The sequence below is a fragment of the Patescibacteria group bacterium genome, from assembly GCA_028707495.1.
Classification (GTDB): Bacteria; Patescibacteriota; Patescibacteriia; order UBA2591; family JAQWAS01; genus JAQWAS01.
In genome coordinates this window covers 1-22234 of record JAQWAS010000010.1, presented here as the reverse complement: position 1 = coordinate 22234, position 22234 = coordinate 1, and the positions used below count along the sequence as shown (strand labels likewise).

Annotated in this window: 17 protein-coding genes; 2 read left to right on the top strand and 15 right to left on the bottom strand. The window is 32.2% G+C overall.

The features are described from left to right. Nucleotides 1–156: 156 nt before the first annotated feature. The 4 genes from PHS07_03840 to PHS07_03825 form a co-directional block, all read right to left on the bottom strand. Nucleotides 157–369 carry a hypothetical protein gene (locus PHS07_03840; GenBank protein MDD4607425.1) on the bottom strand — a complete coding sequence of 71 codons (213 nt, stop codon included), beginning with the start codon at nt 367–369 and terminating at the stop codon, nt 157–159. A 313-nt stretch (nt 370–682) separates the two neighbouring features. Continuing rightward, nucleotides 683–2911, bottom strand: a complete 2229-nt coding sequence (locus tag PHS07_03835; GenBank protein ID MDD4607424.1) for a hypothetical protein — start codon at nt 2909–2911, stop codon at nt 683–685. A gap of 3 nt (nt 2912–2914) precedes the next feature. Beyond that, entirely contained in the window at nt 2915–5476 is a 2562-nt protein-coding gene (locus tag PHS07_03830; GenBank protein MDD4607423.1) for a DUF4012 domain-containing protein, read from the bottom strand. Continuing rightward, entirely contained in the window at nt 5466–6608 is a 1143-nt protein-coding gene (locus tag PHS07_03825; GenBank protein ID MDD4607422.1) for a glycosyltransferase family 1 protein, read from the bottom strand. The genes PHS07_03830 and PHS07_03825 overlap by 11 nt, the downstream gene beginning before the upstream one ends. A 389-nt stretch (nt 6609–6997) precedes the next feature. Between PHS07_03825 and PHS07_03820 the strand changes: the two genes are divergently transcribed. After that, entirely contained in the window at nt 6998–7390 is a 393-nt protein-coding gene (locus PHS07_03820) for a hypothetical protein (protein MDD4607421.1), read from the top strand. 174 nt (nt 7391–7564) lie between these two features. Here PHS07_03820 and PHS07_03815 read toward each other — a convergent pair whose 3' ends face one another. The 5 genes from PHS07_03815 to recJ all read right to left on the bottom strand — a co-directional run bounded on the left by PHS07_03815 (nt 7565) and on the right by recJ (nt 15536). Next, on the bottom strand, nt 7565–8686 hold the full coding sequence (locus PHS07_03815; protein ID MDD4607420.1) for a glycosyltransferase family 1 protein: 1122 nt from the start codon (nt 8684–8686) through the stop codon (nt 7565–7567). A 1333-nt stretch (nt 8687–10019) separates the two neighbouring features. After that, nucleotides 10020–11117: a glycosyltransferase gene (locus tag PHS07_03810; protein ID MDD4607419.1), complete on the bottom strand. Its 1098-nt coding sequence runs from the start codon at nt 11115–11117 to the stop codon at nt 10020–10022. A 48-nt stretch (nt 11118–11165) separates the two neighbouring features. Continuing rightward, complete coding sequence (locus PHS07_03805; GenBank protein MDD4607418.1) at nt 11166–12560, bottom strand: sugar transferase; 1395 nt, start codon at nt 12558–12560, stop codon at nt 11166–11168. Between the two features lie 760 nt (nt 12561–13320). Then, complete coding sequence (locus PHS07_03800) at nt 13321–13722, bottom strand: ribonuclease HI family protein (GenBank protein ID MDD4607417.1); 402 nt, start codon at nt 13720–13722, stop codon at nt 13321–13323. 38 nt (nt 13723–13760) lie between these two features. After that, a complete protein-coding gene (gene recJ, locus PHS07_03795) occupies nt 13761–15536 on the bottom strand; it encodes a single-stranded-DNA-specific exonuclease RecJ (GenBank protein MDD4607416.1) in 1776 nt (591 codons plus the stop codon). Between the two features lie 182 nt (nt 15537–15718). On the opposite strand from recJ, the gene PHS07_03790 reads away from it, so the two are divergent. Continuing rightward, a complete protein-coding gene (locus tag PHS07_03790; GenBank protein ID MDD4607415.1) occupies nt 15719–15898 on the top strand; it encodes a hypothetical protein in 180 nt (59 codons plus the stop codon). Between the two features lie 43 nt (nt 15899–15941). Here the strand turns inward: PHS07_03790 and PHS07_03785 are convergent, their stop codons facing one another. The 6 genes from PHS07_03785 to PHS07_03760 form a co-directional block, all read right to left on the bottom strand. Next, a complete protein-coding gene (locus PHS07_03785; GenBank protein ID MDD4607414.1) occupies nt 15942–17006 on the bottom strand; it encodes an acetate/propionate family kinase in 1065 nt (354 codons plus the stop codon). 1 nt (nt 17007) lies between these two features. Next, nucleotides 17008–18147, bottom strand: a complete 1140-nt coding sequence (locus PHS07_03780) for an aromatic amino acid transport family protein (protein ID MDD4607413.1) — start codon at nt 18145–18147, stop codon at nt 17008–17010. After that, on the bottom strand, nt 18134–18640 hold the full coding sequence (gene def / locus PHS07_03775) for a peptide deformylase (protein ID MDD4607412.1): 507 nt from the start codon (nt 18638–18640) through the stop codon (nt 18134–18136). The genes PHS07_03780 and def overlap by 14 nt, the downstream gene beginning before the upstream one ends. Before the next feature lie 69 nt (nt 18641–18709). Then, a complete protein-coding gene (locus tag PHS07_03770) occupies nt 18710–19708 on the bottom strand; it encodes a hypothetical protein (GenBank protein MDD4607411.1) in 999 nt (332 codons plus the stop codon). Nucleotides 19709–19712: 4 nt separating this feature from the next. Further along, nucleotides 19713–21431, bottom strand: coding sequence for a CAP domain-containing protein (locus PHS07_03765; GenBank protein ID MDD4607410.1), 1719 nt, complete (start codon nt 21429–21431; stop codon nt 19713–19715). Nucleotides 21432–21535: 104 nt separating this feature from the next. Next, complete coding sequence (locus PHS07_03760; protein MDD4607409.1) at nt 21536–21841, bottom strand: hypothetical protein; 306 nt, start codon at nt 21839–21841, stop codon at nt 21536–21538. Nucleotides 21842–22234: the final 393 nt, after the last annotated feature.

The window sequence follows — 22234 nt, the reverse complement described above, 5'->3', positions numbered from 1 at the left end:
GATTAGGTTGTTAAATCATCGACCACGTAAAAGATTAAATTTTAAAACACCTTATGAAATATTTTATCAAAAGAAGTGAAATCAAAAGTGAAATTAAAAATGTTTCACTTTGGAATAGAATTCAGGAGGGAACGCTCATGCGCTCCCCTAAATTCTTTAAGGCAATTTAAATGCCTTATTTTTATTTACGATGAAAACGATCTGCCTCATCTTAAGGTAAGCCGGACTACGTCCCTCCTCGAGAAACAGACGCCTAGCTTTTGCAATATAGGCATCAACGTCCTTACGGCATTCCACAACCTCCGCATGTTCCGGGGTGACAAGACCCACCCCAATAAAAGCATCCGCTAAACAAATTCCTCCTGGCATTTTTCCTCCCTTAACTTTGTTAAAACTTATTTCCCACAGGTACAGACTACCAGTCACAATTGACTAGATAACTAGACCGCCGTAACTGATAGCCGTACCTGCGAAAAATAAATATAAAGATGGGAGGCGGTGAAAAAACTTTTTGTAATTTCACCGCCCTTAGTTTGGAAGGTGTATGGCAGGAAAAATGGGGTAAAAGAAGATTCAAAAATTATTTATGTACTATCTATATGTTAGCATATATTTTATTTCTTGTCAAGGGGATAAATAAAAAACCCGATATTCATCAGGTTAAAATTTTAAAAAATTATATTTAAAACGTATAATAAAAAATATATACCTCCCCAATTTTTTTTATTGGTTGACCGAAAATTTGGATTAAATTTTCCAACATTGCCACCTTGTCCCCCGTCTGCCACCACCGCTCCTCGGTCATGAAATAACATCCTTGGGTTTGAGTAATATCCATAGCTTGATAAATATAACGGATTGAAGGCTGACGTAGCATACCTTTAAATAAGCGCACTCGTTCCGGCTGACTATATTCTTTATAAACCGGAAAACCACCAGCTGTAATTTTTCTGGCTGAAACCATTTCTAAAGCTAATAATGGCCAAGTGTTAGCCAAAACACATTCCCGATCATTTAAATTATTTTTTAATTGTATATCTCGATATACATATTCTGCAGCTTTTAATTCGTCTCGCGTGACTATCTGTTCCATGGGTCCCGGACCCGAAGCTAAAACCGAAGTTACACTTAAACTCAAAATTAATAAAATTAAAACAGTTTTATATTTTAAATCTAATTTTAAAAATTTATTAAAAATTAATTCATACACCCCTCGACACAAAAGAATCAACATTAAAAAGGCTATAAATAAATCTAAACGCTTAACAAACAATCTTGAACCTTCCATTAAATACCAGCTGACATAATGATCAATTAAAAAAATTATTAACAGCCATCCCACTCCTCTACCCCATGATTTAATTTTAAATTTCCGCCAACCCCAGATTATTGTTAGCCACATTAATAAACTTATTAAGGCTGGCCACCATTTAAAATTTAATAATGTATTAGTCGTTAAATTTTCATTTGTTTGATTGTAAATAAAACTAGTCGATGTGATATCTAAATTTAAAAATGTTAATTGTCCCCAGCCCAACATTCTAGCCAACATATCACCACCAGATTTAATTATATAATTAAAATTTAGACCCATTTTAAAATTAGTAAAACCAGATAAAACATCTAAGATTGGTAAAATTAAGACACTTACGGTTAAAATTAAAATCATCAATACACGCCATTTTAAATTTAGATTCGCTGGTCGATATTTAAAAACAAACAACCAAGCTACGATAATTAAAATTAAAACTAAGTACAAAATATAATTTAAATATAAAAGTAGACTCAAAAAAATTGCTAAATATAAATTTAACTTATTTTTATTTTTAAAATAATTTAACCATAAAATTAAACATAATAAAAAAGCCACAAATCCATAAGCCACCGGTAAAGAACAATATCCATAAAAAATAAAAATATAAAAACAACTGCTAATTAGAGTTAATAATAAATTGTAACGTTTGTTTTCAAAAAAATAATCTCCCAAAATAAAAAATAAAATAGGGACAAATAAAGACCAAATTAAAATTCCAAACCACAAATCAATGTTAAAAATATCAATTTGCAACAACCAAGATAAAATTAATTTAATTGACCAAAAAGAACTATATGAAGTTTTATTGCCAACAACCAAAACGCTGGGGATTTTAAACGGACCAAGATTTGAATAACTAATTTCATCAACTCCAAACAAGGCCGGCTCATAAATTTGACCTTGTTGTAAATATTTTTCTGCCGCTATATGACGCCAACGATCGCCACCAAAACCAACTTGGTAAACAATTGGCACCACGGCATGAATAATTAAACTAAATAAAATTAAACCTAAGATTGCTGTGGTAATTTTTTTACACGATAGCAACCACCAACCACAAATTAAAACAATAATTAAATAAAAATATAAACTGATTGACGCAATTACTCCCCAAGGATTTAAAATAAAATTACCCGTCCGAGCTTGCCACAAAAGAAAAATGTAAATAATTAAACTTAAAAATAAAACGACATAACCCCAAATTTTAAATTTAAAAACTGGTTCCAATGCGGGTAATTTAACTTTAACTTGAGATAAATTATTTTTATAATTTAAGCACTCAGCCAAAATTAAATTCAAAATTAAAATTATTAATAGCCATATGGGTGTAATTTTATAAAACACGACCGCTGTTGCGCCACCTGTTGCAATTAAAATTAAACTCATCAGAACTCCCAGAAAAAATTTAAACCAAGTATTAATTTGCAAAATTTTAACTAAATAATTTCCCCATGCCCGACCACTTAGATAAAAATAGATTAAACTTAAAAAAACTCCCAACCAAATCAGATGCCAAGACTGAATATTAAAAAATAAAAAAAGACTGACCAACAGTCCAAGACATAAATTAATAATTTTAAATTTTGAGATTAACATAATTTATTCAGCAATTTTCAGACTAACTCCCCAATAGATATCTTGATTTAAACTATCCTCAAATATAAATTTTTGTTGATTGTTTTTTAAATTAACAATTTTTAAATCATCTGGATAACTCCAGCTCACCGGCCAATCGTAAGGAGAAATTAAAGTCTGTTGAAAATTAATATTCTTATTACCTGATTGTTTTTGAACTAAAATATTGTAAGAACTTAAATTGTCTGTTACTGACTGAGTTAGGCCCATTTTTTGACTAGCTATTTTAAACCAATTAGATTCTTTCAAAGTTTCAATCTGAGTTTGAACTTTAAACGGTAATTTATATACTAAAGTGGCTTGGGCTTGAGTACCAGGTTCTAAAATCATCCAATTGGCAAAAACCGTTTTGTTGTTTTCGACACCAATAAGCGTTCCCTTAGAATCTGCAATAGATTTATCTTCAAATTCAGCGACCTGAAAATCAATTTCGTTTTGGCCAGTCGTTTGATAAAAATTACCACCACCGGGCGGATTAAAACCTTGACTCTCCAATAGAATACTTCCCAAAGGCACATACACCCTAACGTAATCAATATTTGTCTGATTGGTAAAAATATCTTGCGGATCACCCTGGTGAGTACGTTTAATCTTTAAAGTATTAATCAAACTGCCATCAGCCTGAATTTCCGTAGTTAAATCTAAATCTTTATAAATTACCCCATCTGTTTTACCACCACGCAAATTAGTATCAACGACCATTAAATAATCCTGTGACGTTTCTTTTAAATTGCCCCCCCAACCTAAATTTAAAATTACTTCTTCAAACTCCGGTTTAGTTAAATAAAATTGAATGTTACGCTCAATTAAATTATTTTCTAAAACACCTAAAATTTTTAAAACCTCGGTTGAAGCATTTGGCTGTTGAAGTAAGTCAAAAATACGTTTTAATAGTTCGGGCGTTAAATCAGCGATAATTTTTTTAGGTTGATTGGCTTCTTTATTATAATCAATCTCAACCTCCTGTTGTAATTGATCTATAAAATTTAAACTATCGATTGTTTTGTTGTATTCAGACATCTCAATCGGACCGGTTAAAGTCAGCAAAGCAGCAACAACATCCATATTTAAACTAATAACTCCGTCTACGGTTGCCCCACCACAATCTTCATAAAATTGACTAATTTTTTGAGCTGAAGTCGGCCAATCTGGCCACCAATTAGCATCTTGGACTTCCCAACGTTGATTTACCATTAAAATTGGTTGTGGAGGCTGAATATTTTTATTTAAACCAGCCTCTAGATCATAAAAACCGCCACCGGGAATCTCTAAATTAATAATTCTACCTTGATAAAAATCAATCAGAGCATAACTCCCCATAAAACCACCCGTGGCTCTTAATTCGTTGCTATTTTGAAAAACTACTAAATATCTTTGCCAATCTTCATCACCCACCAATTGTGGTAAAATTTGAGTTAATTTTAAATATTTAGCAATATAATTTTCAACTCGATCTAATTCCTGATGCAACTGATCTAATTTAGCTTGATAAGCTGGGTCAAAATCATTTAAATCAATATAACTTAAATACTGATTACCCTCGTTCAACTTTTGATAAATTTTTTCTAAATTTTGATGTAAAATTTTTAAACGTTGACTAAAGTTTGGTTCAGTTAAATTTACATTTTCATCTGTAAAATTATAAATTTGACGACCATCAAAGTCAGTTGAAAAATCCTCAAAAGTCTGATTCAAATCCCGAACTACTTGTGTTAAGGCCAAACCAGCCTGAATAAAATTATTTGCCAGAGAACCCTTGTGACTGAGCTTGGTTAAAGAAGTTATAATTAAACCCCTATCTAATTGATTTTTTAAATCTAATAATTGCTCTTGAATTAAATTGGTTTGTTGACTTAACGCCTGAATATCTAAACGCTCCAGTGAAGTCTGCGCTTTTTCTAATTGATTCGGTAAGGTCGCACTTAATTCATAAAAGCCAGCTTTGGTTTGTTGATAATTACGATACAAACCAAAAAATTGAATTGGCACTACGATGAGTAAACAAATTATTACAAAAGTTAAAACTGGTTTTAAAAAAGTTTTATTTTTAAATATCTGCCACGACCAAATGATTTGTGTTTTAGGTTCAACCGGTCTTGCTTGAAAATATTTTAAGCGTGGTCGATAATTTATTATTTTGTTCCAAAATTTACGCCAAAAATATTTTTTTTCTCGTGGCTTAATAATTGTCTGACTAAAATCAACTTGCGGCAAAAATAAACTTTTTTCTAAATCTAGATTAGCATTGTCAACTGGTTCAAACCTATCAATCTCTTTTAAAATTGGTTCAACTTTTATTTCTTCAATTGTCGGTTCAATCACTGATATTGGTCTTAAATCAACTACAAAACCCGAAGGTTGAACCTTAGATTTAATTTTAACTTTATAAACCTTATTTTTCTTAACATGAGCTGTTGATTTTGACCGAATAATTTTAGACACTGATTTTGATGATAAACTGCTGGTCTTAGATGCTACTTTTTTGGTTTTGGTTTGAGTTTTTGATTTTATTTTTTTAACTGGCATTATTTATAGAATTATAAATTTCTACAATTTGTTGTGTTGCTTTTAACCAATTATATTGACTTAACAATTTTTGGCCATTAATTTTAAGCTGACGCTGTAAATCAGCATCTTGAATCAAAATATCTAATTGTTTTATTATATCATTTTTTTCAACAGGGTCAAAATAAATAACCGCATCTTTCAAAACTTCTGGTAAACAACTAGCCTGACTGCTGGCAACCGGTAAATCATATTGCATGGCTTCCAAAGGTGGCAAACCGAAGCCCTCAAATAAAGACGGAAAAACATAAATTAAACCAGCTTTATACAAACAACTTAATTCTGAATCTGACACAAACCCGGTGAAAATAATTTTATTTTTTAATTTTGGAAAGTCAATTTGAATATATTTTTGTAAACGTTGATAAAAATAATCTTTCTGCCCAACTAAAACTAAATTTAAATTCTGATGCTTAGCACTAATTTTATCAAAAGCCTTAATCAATATTTCCAAATTTTTATGCGGATAAGCTGCGCCCACATATAACAAATACGGTGTTTGAATTTTATATTTTTTTAAAATTTCATCAATTTGACTTTGGTTGATATTTAAATTTTTTTGATTTAATCCTTGATAAACTACTTTTATCTTATCTGCTTTAACTTTATAATGTTGTAAAATGTCTTTTTTGGTAAATTCAGAAACAGCCACAATTTTTTGTGATTTTAAAATAGCTTGTTTAATAACAAATTTATAAGCCTCAAGTTTAATTTTATATAATATGGGATTTAGGGTTGTCGCCCGTGAATCTGGAAAATGATGAATAATTAAATCATGAATTGTTACTATAAATTTCACCGGACAGTTGATTGGCACATTAAAATGCGGAAAATGCATCAAATCTAGTTTTAATTTTTTTATAATTTTAGGCATGACAATTTGTTCTTTCAATGTGTACCATCTGACATCAGCTAAAACTTTGGTAAAATTAGAATTTGTTGGTTGATACTCATCAAAATTCTTTTTGGTCAAAAAAATAAAATACTGGTTGTTTTGATCAACTTTTTCTAAATGAGTAATTAATTGTTGAACGTAACGACCCAGGCCCCTGTTTTTAGGACCATAGAGTCGCGCGTCGATGCCTACTCGCATAATATTGTTATAAAGTAAAACTTATTTAGCTAATTTAATAATAAAATATTTGACTCTCGCCACCTCACCAACTAGCGTAGCGGTTGGTTGAGGTGGTCAATGCCGATTCGCATAATTTTTTTTATAAATTAAACTTATTCAACAACTGTCATCCTAAATTAAAATTGTCATCCTGAATTTGTCTTTGTCATCCTGAATTTATTTCAGGATCTTTAATTAAGTTGAACGTTTTTTTACTGGGATAAAGTACAAAGTATTAATAGATTCTGAAACATCTTCCGATTTGGCGGACTAGAGTTCAGAATGACACTAGGTCTTGACAAAAAATATAATATACGCTAAGCTTAAAGAAAATCATCGCTATTTAAAAAACTAATTAAGGAGGGAAAATGAATCTTTCTAAAAGGGTAAAGCGATTGATTATAATAAATTTTATTATAATAATCGTTTTAGTAATTATCGGATTCTCCATTTCCATCAATGGAAAAGATAATGGCTTATTTAAAGACAATCTGGCGTGGTTCGGTGTCTTTTTACCTAGCTTACTTGCGGGAATATACTTCGGGAGTATCGGCTATTCCGTCATCGTTAAGGACGACGGCTGGTTCTCAGAAATTTTTATTTGGTGTACCGGTTTAGCCTTCGGTTTTATTCTGGGATCGGGCGAGGGTTTGGCTGTCGGTTTAATCGGCTCTTCAAGCTATATGTTCTGTGCTACTTTACTGATCGGCGTTGCTTATCTCTTTAAAAAACACTTCAGGGCTGAAATAACCGAAGCATAGTGATTCTCAAGTTTGCCTCGCATTTAAAAATGCGGGGCCCTTTTTTATTTTAAAATATCTAAAAATCAATCCAACCACCCCTTCCCCCTCCTTTAAAAGGAGGGGAGAAAAAATTATCAACCTTAATTATTCTAAATGACTTAAATCATTATAAACAACCACTGTTATCCAATTTTATTTTTCAAAAATCTTTAAAATATCTTGCGCTGTCTTTTGCCAATCAAATTTTTTAGCTTGAACTAATCCTTTTTCAATTAAATCTTGCTTCAAGTCCGAATTTTGTAAAATTTGATCAATGGCCTGGCTTATTTCCATTATATCATATGGATCAACTAACAAGCCAGCTGAATCAACTACCTCGCCCAGCGACGAAGAAAAACTACTTACCACCGGACAACCACAAGCCATAGCTTCCAGGGGTGGCAAACCAAAACCTTCGTAAAAAGACGGATAAACAAAAACCTGCGCTAAATTATATAAAGCTGGCCTATCTCCATAATCCACATAACCCAAAAAATGGATTTTATCTTTTTTAAAACTTTTTTGAGCTAAATTAAATATTTGACGATATAACCACCCCGGTTGCCCGGCTAAAACCAAATTAACGTCTGATTTAATTTTTTCAAAAGCCTGAAGCAAACCAATCAAATTTTTCCTAGGTTCTAAATTACCCAAATATAAAATAAAATTGTCTGGTAAATTATATTTATTTTTAACTTGTTGCAAAACTGTTTGATCTTCTATTTTTTTAAAATCTTGACTTACGCTTGGATAAATAACATTGATTTTTTCTTTATTAATATTATATAAATCAATTAAATCCTGTTTTGTGTTTTGTGAAACAGCTATAATTTGATCCATATTTTTAACTAACTTTTGGGTTTTTAAAATTCTGTGCCAATAACGTCTTTTAAATGAAAAAAACTCTGGATAAATTTCAAATGACAAATCATGCACAGTGATGATTTTTTTAACTTGGGAAGATAAATTGGCAAAATGAAAATTAGGTAACCAAAAGATATCAACCCCACCGACTAATTTATCTAAATATGGCTTTTTAAAAAAATTTTGTTGAAAATTAAATAGTTTATTGGGTTGATGATGACCCACAAATTTAACATTATTATAATTCCAATTTGGTAAAATATGATCAACTTTTTTAAAAGAATTGTAAAATAAAAAATATTGATTGTGCTGATCAATTTCGAATAAATTATTTAAAACATTAAAAACATACTCGCCCACTCCTGAACGATTTTTATCCATTAAGCTCCGAATGTCGATACCAATACGCATAATAATAAATTACAGGTTAAACTTATTTAACAAAAAAACATTGAAACATCTGATTCTCGCCCCGTACTGGAGCGCAGCGACTAGTATGGAGTCGATACCAATACGCATAATGTTATTTTACCACAGATTTAATTTTATAAAAAATAAAAAACCGGTTAGTTTAATGTCATCAATAGAATGAATTAAATCTAACCGGTCTACCCTTATCGGCTGAGTAAGACTCTTATTTTCTCATAAGTCAAACTTGCTCCAAAAGGCAAAAAATTTTCAAAGACGCTAGGTAAACCCAGACATCACCCTCCTTTGGTGCCTTAATTTTTGTTGCAACTTAAATAACTCACTTTAATAGACTTTGGTTTTGAATCTGCCAAACCAGAATTCTTCTGTTTTGAATTCTTGGGTTTTAGTAAACCCAGTCTTGAACAATTAGCTTGTTATTTAGGCTTTTTTGTTATTTAAGGCCATTAAAATGAACATTAACTGTTAACCATGCCAAGATGGCAAAACATGTTTATATTCTAAAGCTTTAATTTAAAATTGACAAGTGGATAAAAAAATCCTCCCCATTGGACTTGGGGAGGTTGTTCGGCACATTGATAGTTATCTAGTGCCGACGGGCCGATGAATTTCACTTCGGAATGTAATAATGTTTGCTGGAACAATCCAGTCAAAGTTGGGTTTTTATCAGGGCCAGACCATTTGTTTCATGGTCAGCCCATACTTTCGTAAAATTTACTAAGCACGATATTTCTCCTTTTTAAGAGTTGTCGAAAAAATGTACATATAACCACGATATGGTCGAAAGCAAGTAGAAAGTGTAAAAATTAATTAGCGCATGTTGATCGTGTCTCCTTTCGGCAAATTGTTTGGTAATAGTACAACGGGGTGATTTGAGGTCACCGGTCCCCGAATCGTGTCGATGTTGACGAACTTGGCATAATTGCCAAAAAGCTATCGTCGTATACGTTATCGAATTATCGAAGGGGGACCGGTGTTCTTCCGGTCGAAGGCAAGATGATTCGGTTTGTCCGAAAACTCCTGGTTTTACAACCAGAAGGTGCCATAGAATGAATAGAATGACCGGAGGGCTTGATTATAGGTCCTCGTAATCGAGGAGGCGGACGTAAAATTCGCGCCAGCTAGGAGATTGACTCCAGAGGGTCGGAGGCTAAACAGCCTCGGACCTGGGGCGAAATATCGTTTGAAAATCGTCCGCTGGATAAAAACAAGTTTTTATTTCCATCCAGCGAACGATTTTATTTTTTTCAAAGATCATTATATTATATATACTAGCATATATAAAATTATTTGTCAAGACATGGGTGTGGATAACTTAAATTAATTTATCTTGCCATGCCCGATGAATAAAATCTTTAATTTCTTTTTCAAATCTTTCTCGACTAAATTGCTGAGCATGTTCTTGAATAACCCGCGAACTAAAATCTTGTGGATTAAAACGAATCACAGCTTCAGTTAAAGATTCCCAGGTTGGTTCGTTAAAAAATACACCAGTCTCCCCCGCCTTAACTGTTTCCATTGCCCCACCAGCTTTATAAGCAATAACTGGTCGACCGGCTGCCATACTTTCAACTGCTGTAATACCAAAATCTTCCTCTTGCGGATGAATTAAAGCTTGAGCTCGTGCCATATATTGAGCTTTCACTTTGTCAGATACACCACCCAAAAATTCAATATTATCTTTGGCGATTTTTTTTAATTTAGCTTCCTCCTCGCCCACCCCAATAATTTTTAATGGCATACGTAAACGGTTAAAAGCCTTAATAGCTAAATCAACCTTTTTGTATGGTCGTAAACGCGAAACAATTAAAAAATATTTATCTTGTTTGGGCTGAATTTTAAATTTTTCAACTTCGACCGGCGGATAAATAACATGACTATCTTTATGATAATATTTTTTAATGCGCTGAGCGACAAAATTTGAATTAGCAATAAAATAATCTACGCGCTGAGCCGCAGACTGATCCCAACTTCTAAGTTGATTTAAAATTAACGGTAAAACTTTTTTAATTACTTTATTTTTAGTCACCTCTTCAATATAATTATGCGTGTCCGTCCACAAATAACGAGTCGGTGTGTGACAATAACAAACATGAATACTACCAGGTTTAGTGATCACACCCTTAGCAAAAGCCGAAGCATCCGACAAAACTACATCATAATTATTTAAATTTAACTGTTCAATGGCTGATGGCATTAGGGGTAAATACCATTTAAATTTTGAAAATGCCCAAGGTAAATTTTGGATAAAAGACGTTTGGATGTTTAAGTCTTTAAAAAAATCATTTAATCTTTTCTGATCGTAAATTAAGGTATAAATCGGCGCTTGAGGAAAAATTTTATTAAAACAAAAAAGAACCTTTTCAGCTCCTCCAATTTGATTAAGATGGTCATGGACTAAAGCAATTTTCATAGAATTCGTAAATTTGTAGATTAGTGTTATTTATAAATTCGTATTACGCTAACAAGCCGATTTTTTACTTAAAACAACTGGCAAGGTTTTGAATAAAATTCTTAAATCCAAACCCAATGACCAATTTTCAATATAAAAAATATCCAAGCGATACTCATCTTCAAAATTTAAATCTGATCGTCCTGAAATTTGAGCCATACCCGTAATACCTGGCTTAATGCCCAATAAACGTTTGTGATGTTTTTCGTATTTAGAAACTTCTTGCGGTTCATGTGGACGTGGTCCCACTAAACTCATTTCACCTCTTAAAACGTTCCACAGTTGTGGCAACTCATCAATACTCGTTCGACGAATAAATCTCCCTACGCGTGTTACTCGTGGGTCATCTTTAATTTTAAATAAAGGTCCCGAACGTTCATTTAAGTACATTAAATCTTGTTTCATTTGAGCTGCATTTTTAACCATGGAACGAAATTTTAATAATTCAAATTTTTTATGTTTTTGACCAATTCTATCTAATTTAACAAAAACTGGTCCGGCCGAATCCAATTTTATAATTGTGGCCATAATTATAAAAAATGGACTTAATAATGTCAGACCTATTGTTGATAACAATATATCAAAAAAACGTTTAATAATTTTTCCCCAGCCATCTAAAGGTGTACGTTTAATTTCAATAATTGGTACTCCAGCAATGGTATCAATCGCAATATTGGAGGTTTGAGTATTGAATAAATCAGCCGCATAACGAAATATAATATTATGTTCATCGCAAAAGTCCAAAATAGCTAATTCTTGTTGCTGGTCAATATTTGTTTCCATTTGAATAATCTCATCAATTTCACCTAAATTATTTTCCCAAAGATTTTTTAAATATTCTGGTGTGGCTTTAGTAATATCTTTAATTCTTTCCAAAACTTGATAACCTAAAGTAGGATTTTTATAAATAGTTTTAGCAATTTCTTCTCCAGTCTGATGATTGCCAATCAAAATTATTTTTTGTATACCAATGCCCTTTTTAAATAAAACTTGGCGAATGAGCCTAACAACTAATCTTTCAATTAAAATAAAAATAAAAGCCATCAACCAACCCGCCAAAACAATAAAACGCGAAGACAACAACTCGCGTTGGAAAAAAATAAAAACAATTACCAACATTATGCCCGTAGTACAAGCTAAAAAAATGCGACCCACATCAGTCGTAAATTTATGACGCGAACCAATATTATATAAACCAGCAATAACAAAAATAATTAACCAACTCAATGCAATCAAAGCAATACTTAAAATATATTTGTCAAAAGAAATTTGATAAATAACCGGTCGCAAAGAAACAAAAGTTTTAAATCTTAAAATATAAGTTAAAAAACCGGCTAAAACCAGCGTTAAAAAATCTAATGGCACTAAAATTCCAGCTAAAACTAATTCTAATTTTTTAGTCATAAATTATTTAAATTTAGTTTAAAACAAGCCGATAAGCCGAATTCTGTCCCCCTCACCTTTTAATCTTTATTAAGAGAATTTTTAATTCTTCTCTTTAATTGTCCCCAAGCTTTAGCATGCCTCTTTAGTTGTCTTTCTCTTTCTCGGCAATCTAATACAGAACTATAAGCTTCATAATATACCAACATCCAAGGTTTAAATCTTTTGGTATATGTCGAATAACCAAGATTGTGTTCTTAAAGTCTTCTTCTTAAGTCATTAGTATAGCTAATATAAATCTTGTTATAGCTCTTACTTTGCAATATGTATACGTAGTACATATTTATAAAGATTAAAAGGTGAGGGGTGATGATCATCTATCTAGCCTTAATATTACTATTAAGGTCTAACGACCTACCAAATTTGGTCTTTCACCCAAGTAAGGATTTAGCCGTTTCACCCTTTATGTTTCCATAAAGATTAATCCCGAAGGATTCCAGTTAAATTGCTTTAACTGGCGTCACTGTTCGCACCTCTACCTCACGGCGACGGGAATTACCCGCTACCCTTTCCCTCACCTATAAAATAGATGTGGGATGAGTGTTCGGACTTTCCTCCCCCTCACCTATATTACTGAAAAATCGATTTATTAAATGATTTAATTCAGCCATTAAATCTTATTTAATAAGATAAAAACTTATTTAGTAATATAGGTGAGGGGGCGATCATCTGGCTTGTTTTAAACATCTATATTTTATCAAAAATATATGTTTTGTCAAGATTAAATTCTCTCATCCATAGCCTGATTGGCTAATTTATCGGCCTCTTTATTTTGTTCACGAGGAATGTGATGAAAATTAACTTTTTTAAAACTTTGTTGTAAATTCCAAATTTTAATAAACCAAGGACCCAAATCTGTATTTTTAATTTTATATTCACGATTTAATTGTTTAATAACTAATTCGCTATCAGAATATAAATCAATTTCATCGGGTTTATATAACCGAGCTTTTTCTAAAGCTAAGACAATCGCTTGATATTCAGCTTGGTTATTGGTTGTCTCGCCCAAATATTGATGATAGGTTTTAACATCGCCATTCGATAATTCAATTACCACGCCAATTCCGGCCGGACCAGGATTGCCCCGTGCTCCACCATCAGTGTAAATTTTTATTTTAGACATATTGTTTATATTATAAATTTGTAAATCAATTTTATTTTTTATAAATTTTCATCACTCAATTTTAAATCGATAATTTTTTGTTGCAACTCCTGGCTACCATTCCATTGATTGACTGATAATTCATAAACCACATCAAGCTTATCGCCAATTTTAATTTTATTACTCCAATCTGAGGTTAAAAAGAAACCCATAAATTTTTTGATATTGCCCTGTTCGTCGCTTAGCATTAAACGCAAATGCTTTTCATCCTTACCAACTTTTTCTAAATTAATAATAGTTAAATTTTTAGTTAAAAATTTGGGTTTTAAGTTGTCCTCGCCAAACGGTTCAAATTTTTTCAAATTATCATTCAACTCCCAAGTTATATCGTTTAAATTTATTTGAGCATCAATAAAAAATAATGGAGTTAATTTTTTGTCGGCTAGTTTTTGCTTGATTAATTTATGAATGTGTTTTTTAAATTTTTCTAAATCTGATTTATTTTTTAGAGCAAAACCACAAGCCATTTTGTGACCACCAAACCGTGCCAAAAATTTTTGCGATTGGTTTAAAATTTCCATAATATCTAATTCTTCAATACTCCGCCCAGAACCCACAATCTCATTTTCCGACTCTGACATTACAATCGTCGGTAAATAATAATACTCACATAAACGACCCGCTATTAAACCTACCAAACCAATCAACCAGCCATCATCATATTTACCCGAAGCAAAAATAGCTTTTTGCTCTTGCTCAATTTGACCAACTTGCTTTTGTGATTCTTGCCAAATTTTTTCAGCAAATTTTTGGCGTTCTTTGTTGGTCTTTTCTAAATTTTGTGCTAATTCTTGAGCCTTTTCTTTGTCTTGACTTATCAATAATTCATAAGCCATTAAAGCATGTTCCATGCGACCAGCTGAATTTATCCGCGGTCCCAATTGAAAAGCAATATTATAAGTATCTAAGCTAAATTCTATTTTTTTTAATTCATCGCCAAAAGCTAAATTTTTATCCAAACCAGCTACTCGAATTAATTCACGCAAACCCACACGTTGACTTTTATTTAAAACAACCAAACCATATTTAACTAAAGTTCTGTTTTCGCCCAGCAACGGCATACAATCAGCCACCGTGCCTAAAGCTACTAAATCCAATAGCCATTTTTCGATACTTTCTTTATTTTCTAATTTTATTCGATCATCTTTTAGTAACGCTTGAATTAATTTAAACGCCACTCCCACCCCAGCTAGATCTTTAAAAGGATATTTCTCTTTTTCAACCTTAGGGTTAATAATTGCCAAGGCCTTTCGGGGCAACTCTGGTGGCTGACAATGGTGATCAGTCACGATCACTTCTATGCCTAAATTCACAGCCAATTTAATTTCGTCTTTATTGCTAATGCCACAATCACAAGTAATCATTAAATCTGGTTTATCTTTGGCAATCTCTTGGATAGCTTGCGAATTCAAACCATAACCCTCTTTTTCACGATCTGGCAAATAAACGTTGATATTTTGAAAACCAATTTTTTGTAAACTATCAACCAATAAAACTGTACTAGAAACACCATCAGCATCATAATCACCATAAATTAAAATTTTTTCTTGTTTCTCTAAAGCCTTCACAATTCTATCCACAGCTTTGTGCATGTCGCGAAATAAATACGGATCATGCACGTCTTGAGAATAATCTGGTAATAAAAACTCGTCAATTGATTTTTGATTAGTTAAACCACGACTCCACAACAATTGCAAAATAACCGGATGTATTTCCGGAAAATTATTAACAATTTTTTGTTCAACTTTATCGGCTACAAGCCATTTTTTGTTCATAAGTCTTGACAAGAAATTTAATATATGCTAGTATATAGATAGATAATAATTATGGTTCTTTAATATCATATTTAATTGCGAAAAGGACAGACTGTTAATGCGGTTGGTTGGTTATCTGACTGATTGCCTTAGTGGTCTACTCTTTTCGCAATTATTTCAAAAACATTTTCCTGGGAGGAAAAATGAAACTCGATTCAGGCTCATGGATTATTCTGTGTATATCGGCTCTCTGTGCAGGGATTGCTATTTTCTTCGGAAAGGAATACCCATTGATTGGTATTGTAACTATACTATACGGAGTCGGTTTCGCAATTGCAAATGAAATCGGCGCTCTCCGTCGCGAGATAAAGAAAAAAGAATAATAATAACATAATCTCCCTTACGTACGAAAGTAAGGGGGATTTTTTATTTCACCAAATCCTTAACTTTTCTAGCTATTTGCAATTCTTCATTAGTTTCAATCACCATAACTTCAGTTTTATTTAAAAAGTCCATATTTTTGCAAACTTGCTGACGAGTCGTCGGCTTACCCGAACCAATCGCCCCAGTAAAAACTAAAGCATCACAACCATTCAACAAAGCAAAATACGCGCCAATATATTTTTTAATACGCTGAATAAAAATATCAAAAGCTAACTTACTTTTTTCTTCACTAAAAGTTACTCCTTGCAATAATTCTAAATAATTGTCTTTATCACTCAAACCCTTGATACCGCTTTTAAAGTTTAATAATTCTTCCAAATTATCAATTAATTCTTCAACTGATTTCTTGGGAGAAGATTGGTGTTGAATTTTTAATAATTCTAAAACTACTCCACTATCAATGTCGCCTGGTCGGGTCATCATCAATAAACCTTCTAAAGGCGTCATGCCCATACTCGTAGCCACCGGTTGACCGTCTTTAATAGCCGTCACGCTACCGCCACCACCTAGATGACAAGAAATAATTTTTAATTTATTGTATGGCTTGCCCAATTTTTCGGCTGCTTGTTGGGCTACATATTCATGTGATAAACCATGAAAACCAAACCGTTGAATGCCAAATTTTTTATAATAATCATATGGCAAACCATAGACTTTAGATTTTAAGGGCAAATCTTTATAAAAGCCAGTATCAAAAACAGCTACATTTAAAACTTTTGGTAAAAATTCCAAACAAGCTTGAATACCTTTTAAATTGTAAGGATTGTGTAGGGGCGCTAAATAACTTAATTCGTTTAGCTTATTTAAAACAGTTTGGTCAATTTTAACTGGCTTAAAAAATTCTCTTCCACCGTGGACTACTCGATGACCAATTATTTTTAAATCTGATAAATCGCCAATTTCACGTAAAATATTTTTTAAAACATCTGTATAATCTTTAACATTTTCAAAATAATTTTCTTTAATTAAATTTAAATTATTTAAACCAAAAAGTTTGTATTTTATTGAAGTGCTCCCAGTGTTGATAATTAAAATTTGATCAGACATATTAAAAAATAAAATAAATTATTTCATAAATAACCCCCAAGCTAAAAATTAAATAAATTCCCCAAGCCCAAATTTTATTTAAATTAAAACTAAATTCTGGCTGACGATCTCCCAACTTTTTAGATTGATAATACATTTTAATTAATAAAATACCCTCAAAGCCAGATAAAATCGTTCCAGTAATTCCCAATAACTGAACAAAACTAACTATTTTTGTAAGATAAATTAAAAGAGGAATAATTAGGGTTGCCAAACAAGCTGTTAAATAAGAAAACTTATAATCCCGGCGATACATATCTTTAAGGACATGGCCGAGCGCCAAAAATGAGGTACTGGTAGCTAAAATTCCGAAAATCCCACCAATTAATAAAACTTTTTTACCTAAGACTTTCGATAAACCAATCAAAGCCTCTTCTGAAGTATTAAATCCGGTTGCGCCCAAAACACCTATAATAAAAATTAGATATAAAATTAACGGAATAACAAAACCCCAATTTACAGCTTTACGCAATAAAATTGTTTTTTCTTTTAAAATATCTTTCATTGTTGGAATTGCGGTTGCTCCACCCATGGCAAACAATATAATACCATAAGGTAAAAACCAGTAACTCAAGTTTATATAACTAAAATTATTAATATCAATTTGTGGTAAACTAACCCCACTAATATAGAACATAACAAAAATTAATAAACCAGTCATCGTTAATTCTAAACTAGCAACCGTTTTTAGTCCGCCACAAATAGCTAAACTACCCAAAAACCAAAAAATAATTCCATAAATAAAACTTGAACCACCTAAATAGGGGGCTAAAATAGCAGAGAGAAATTCTCCCGTTAGCATTGTATAGGAAATTAAAGCACCATATATACCCAAAATTAAAGAAGTAGCAATTAATCTCTCTCCCCACTTGCCTAAATACTTTCTGGCATAACCCGTCATTTGGCAAGTTTCTTTTGTTCTTAAAATTACTTCAGTATAACAATAATTGATAATCAAAACAGTTGAAGCTAAAAATAGGATATAAAATAAACCAGGCAAAAAACCAACTCTAGAAATTACAAAAGGCAAGCCAAAAGTACCCGAACCAATAACCGTTCCGATCAAAACAGCAACTGCTTTATAAAAATTAATTTTCTTCATTTAATCTTTTTTCTAATTTTTTTATTTTGTTTTTTGCTTTAATTTTTTTAAATCCCTTCAAGTAATCAATAATCACTCGACCGTGTAAATGGTCTATTTCATGTTGTAAGGCATGTGACATTAAGCCCTGCCCCCTCACCTCGATTAGATTACCCTTTAAATCTCTAGCTTCAACCACAACGTCATCTGGTCGACTAATTTTAACATAAATTTCAGGAAAACTTAGACAACCCTCAACCAAATCTGATACTTTTTTTGACGTCTGTGTGATTCTAGGATTAATTAAAACCAAAGGTCCCCGACCAATATCAACGACTACAATTTGTTTATTAATACCCACTTGTGGACCAGCTAAACCGATACCATCTTGTTCATACATAATAGGCAACATTTCCTGCGCCAAATCTTTAATTTCTTTATCTATTCTATTTATTAACTGGCATTCTTGTCTTAAAATAGGATCATTATATTTTTTGATTTCCAACTTTTCCATAGTTAATTATCATAACATATTTTTTAAAAAATAAAAAACCTCTTGGGTTTATTGTTAAAAAAAATAAATTTAATTCTGAGAGCGGTCTCTTTTTTCTAAAACTAAAAAAAAGATAAAACTTAAAATTGTAATTAAAACAATAAAAAACAAAACCAATTTACCAATTTCTAGGCCATTTTTAATGCCATCTTTTTTTTCTAAACCATCTTGATTATAAACCTTTTGGCCTAAAACCGAACCAGCTAATTTTTGATCATCAGTTTCTGATTTTGATGAATTTTCGACATTAATTTCCGAATCAACTTCCTGATCTTGATTTTCAATTTTAATACCTAAAACTTCTTGCCAGCGGTTAGGATCTAAAGGAAAAGCATCTTCTTTATCACTAACACCATCATCGTCCGTGTCACGTCGATTTGGATCAGTTTTTAATTCTTCTTCTTGCCAATTGTATAATCCATCATTATCAATATCTGTATCAACTGCATTTGAAATTCCATCATTGTCAGTATCTGGACCATTAAAAATTGTTGCGTCGGTTGGATTTGGATCTTGACCATCATCTTCGCCGTCTCCATCAGTGTCGGAATTGTTGGGATCTGTACCTTGTTCTTCTTCTTGCGTATTACCTACTCCATCGTCATCTGAATCTACGTCAACAAAAATAATTTGTGTTGAATGACTAATTTGATTAGCGCTAACTTCAACCTGAGTTTGATCACTATTTATAAAACGAGCACTTTCAATTACAGCTTTAAATTGATGTTCACCCGCTTCTGCCAGCCAATCAATGGCTAAAACTTGACTATTTCCACCACCAGCTAAATTAAAATTAATCGCTTGGCTTAAGGGTTGATTATTATTATAAAAAATCAAATTTCCTTCAAAATCGCGCTCGTCGTCATTTACAATTACACATGAAATTTTAATTGTTTGGCCAGCTAACGGCGAAGTATTTGAAACCCAAATATTCGAATTAACAAAACCAATCTCCGTGGCCCACAATTTAACGGGAATTAAAATGATTAAAATTAAAATTAAATAAAATGTAGATTTATGTTTTAACATTTGATTAGAAAAAAAACAGGGCTAACAATAAAGCAATTAAAATTAAACTCGAAATAATTAATTTGGGTGATTGTTTTTTTATTTTAATTACAATAGCTAAAATTAAAACCAAGCTAAATAAAATTAAAATAATTTTAAAATACCAGTCGCTAATATTAAATATTGCTGCCACCTTAGACGATGGATTATCTCTAATAAATAAATACTGTTTTATTTTTGAAGTTTCCGTTGGAATAATTTGACCCCAATTTAAATCTTCCAGTGTTTGATTACCAACTTGATCAATCGCCTTAACATTGGCTAAAGTCATAGTCTCTAATTTTTCATCTTCTTCATCAAAAATAATTAAACTACCCGTCCATTTGGTTTTATCAGTTTCGTCTTGTTGCAAATCTATTTTATAATTACTGAAATTCACTTCAGCTGATTGTGCATCTGAACTTAAATAAACAATTGCCTGAACTATTTTATGGTCTTGCCCTTGAGCCTGATCGATAAAAAGTTGACTTTGCTGATGATCAATTTCGGGACCAATCTGGTCAAGCGTTAAGTTATATTTTTGAGAAATCAAATTTTGATCGCCACGTTGTGATTCTATTTGTAATTCATGTTGCCCTGGAGTTAAGTTAATACTTAATTCAACCTGATCTTGATTAATGTCTTTGATTTGAGAAATTTCTTCTTTACCATCAAGGTAAATTATAATTGAACTAGCCTGTGGCGCTAGAATTTTTAAATTAACTTGTGCTGTGGCTGTTGAAAAATTATTTTCGGGACTAATTAAACTTGGTTCCAAAACCGAATCTTTGATATACACCTTTTCAGCTAAAACCTGACCCGATGAAGATTGATTTTCTAAATTTAAATCTAAATCAGCTAAAACTTGATTGGTTTGAACTAATGCATTTTTAACTTCTTTTTGGGGCTGAGCAAAATATTGTGCCACTAAGGTGGTTTCTTGCTGATCAAATTGACCACTGAACATACCCACACCAATCTGAGTAAATTCAGGATCGATCATATTAGCATAATGGGTTTGACTTTTAGTCCAAGCATTGACTACTTCTTCAGCACTGGCAAAACCAATGGCTAAATTTTCGCCAGCTACTTTGTAGGAATAATTAACTTTATTTAACCAATCTATTAAAGTTAAATCATCCGGTCCTGTATGACTAAAATATTGTTTAACTAACATGTCTTGTGCTTTTTGCCAGGCAGCGTTATTTAAAATCTCACTCATCGTCAAAGGTGTGACACCGACATTTTGGCGAATTACATTGGTTAATTCAATAATTTTTTGACTTTGTTCTTGTAAAATATCTGGCGATAACCAAGCTGTAATTGGGAATAACAAAACCAACAAAACAACCACGACTTTAACCACTACAGCCGATAAGCCATAAAAAGCTAACCTTTTTGGGTGTAAAAATTGCGGTTGATAATTATTGCCGGCATGAGGAATAAATAAATCTTTCAAGTTCCCCGGGCCCAAAGGATTACGACCATGTTTAATTTCATCGCCATCAGACATACCATCTTTGTCAGTGTCTGGATCTAATGGATTACTGCCATACACCACGGCCTCTACGTAATCACCAACGCCATCACCGTCCGTATCTGGATTCTGTGGATTGGTACCCATTCTTTTTTCCTGCGCATCAGTTAAGCCATCTGCATCTGAGTCCATGTATTCTTCTTCGGGGTTTATTTTATTTTTAGACATATATTTGTATTTATTTACCTCTACTATACCATGTTTTAAGGTGTAAAACAAGAATAAAAAAGCCCCAGCGCAAGCACTGGGGATAAAGGTTAACTCTTGGGAGATTATCTGTAAGAAGGGAATAAATAAAGTACAGCCCCCTCTCCAGTCTTTTTAATAAAAAGATTAAGCTTGGGGTCAGTTTGACAAATTCTGGCAATTTCGATGTAACCCACGCCAGACCGACAGAAATTATCAGTGGCTATAAAATCATTTCCCAAGGAATCTCGACAGTAAAATTCAGTCTTATGTTCTACCTCACCAGAGCTGCTAATAGTCGTAGTTGAAGATGTTGAATCAATAAAGCCTGGGATGATAAAATGATCTCCGATCTCGAAATCATCTATTCCTAAAGCTGTTGTAACGGGCAAAGAATCCTTTCCACAGCCCGTCAATCCAATTGCTATTATCAATGTAACAATAACAATCAGAAAAAAACATACCTTTTTCATTTTTCCTCCTTTAGAAAAATGTTTGTAAATAATTGCGAAAAGAGTAGACCACCAAGGCAATCAATTGGATAACCAACCAACCGCATTAACAGTCTGTTCTTTTCGCAATTAAATATGATATTAAATAACCATAATTATTATCTATCTATATCCTAGCATATCTTTAATTTCTTGTCAATACCTAGTAGGTGCATTCTACTCCGAAGTGAAACATCAAGACAACTTAAAGGGGCACACGTTTTCAAGTAAAATGATTATTGAGCAATCAATAATTAACTTGATAAACAATATGCCCTACAAACATTTTACCTT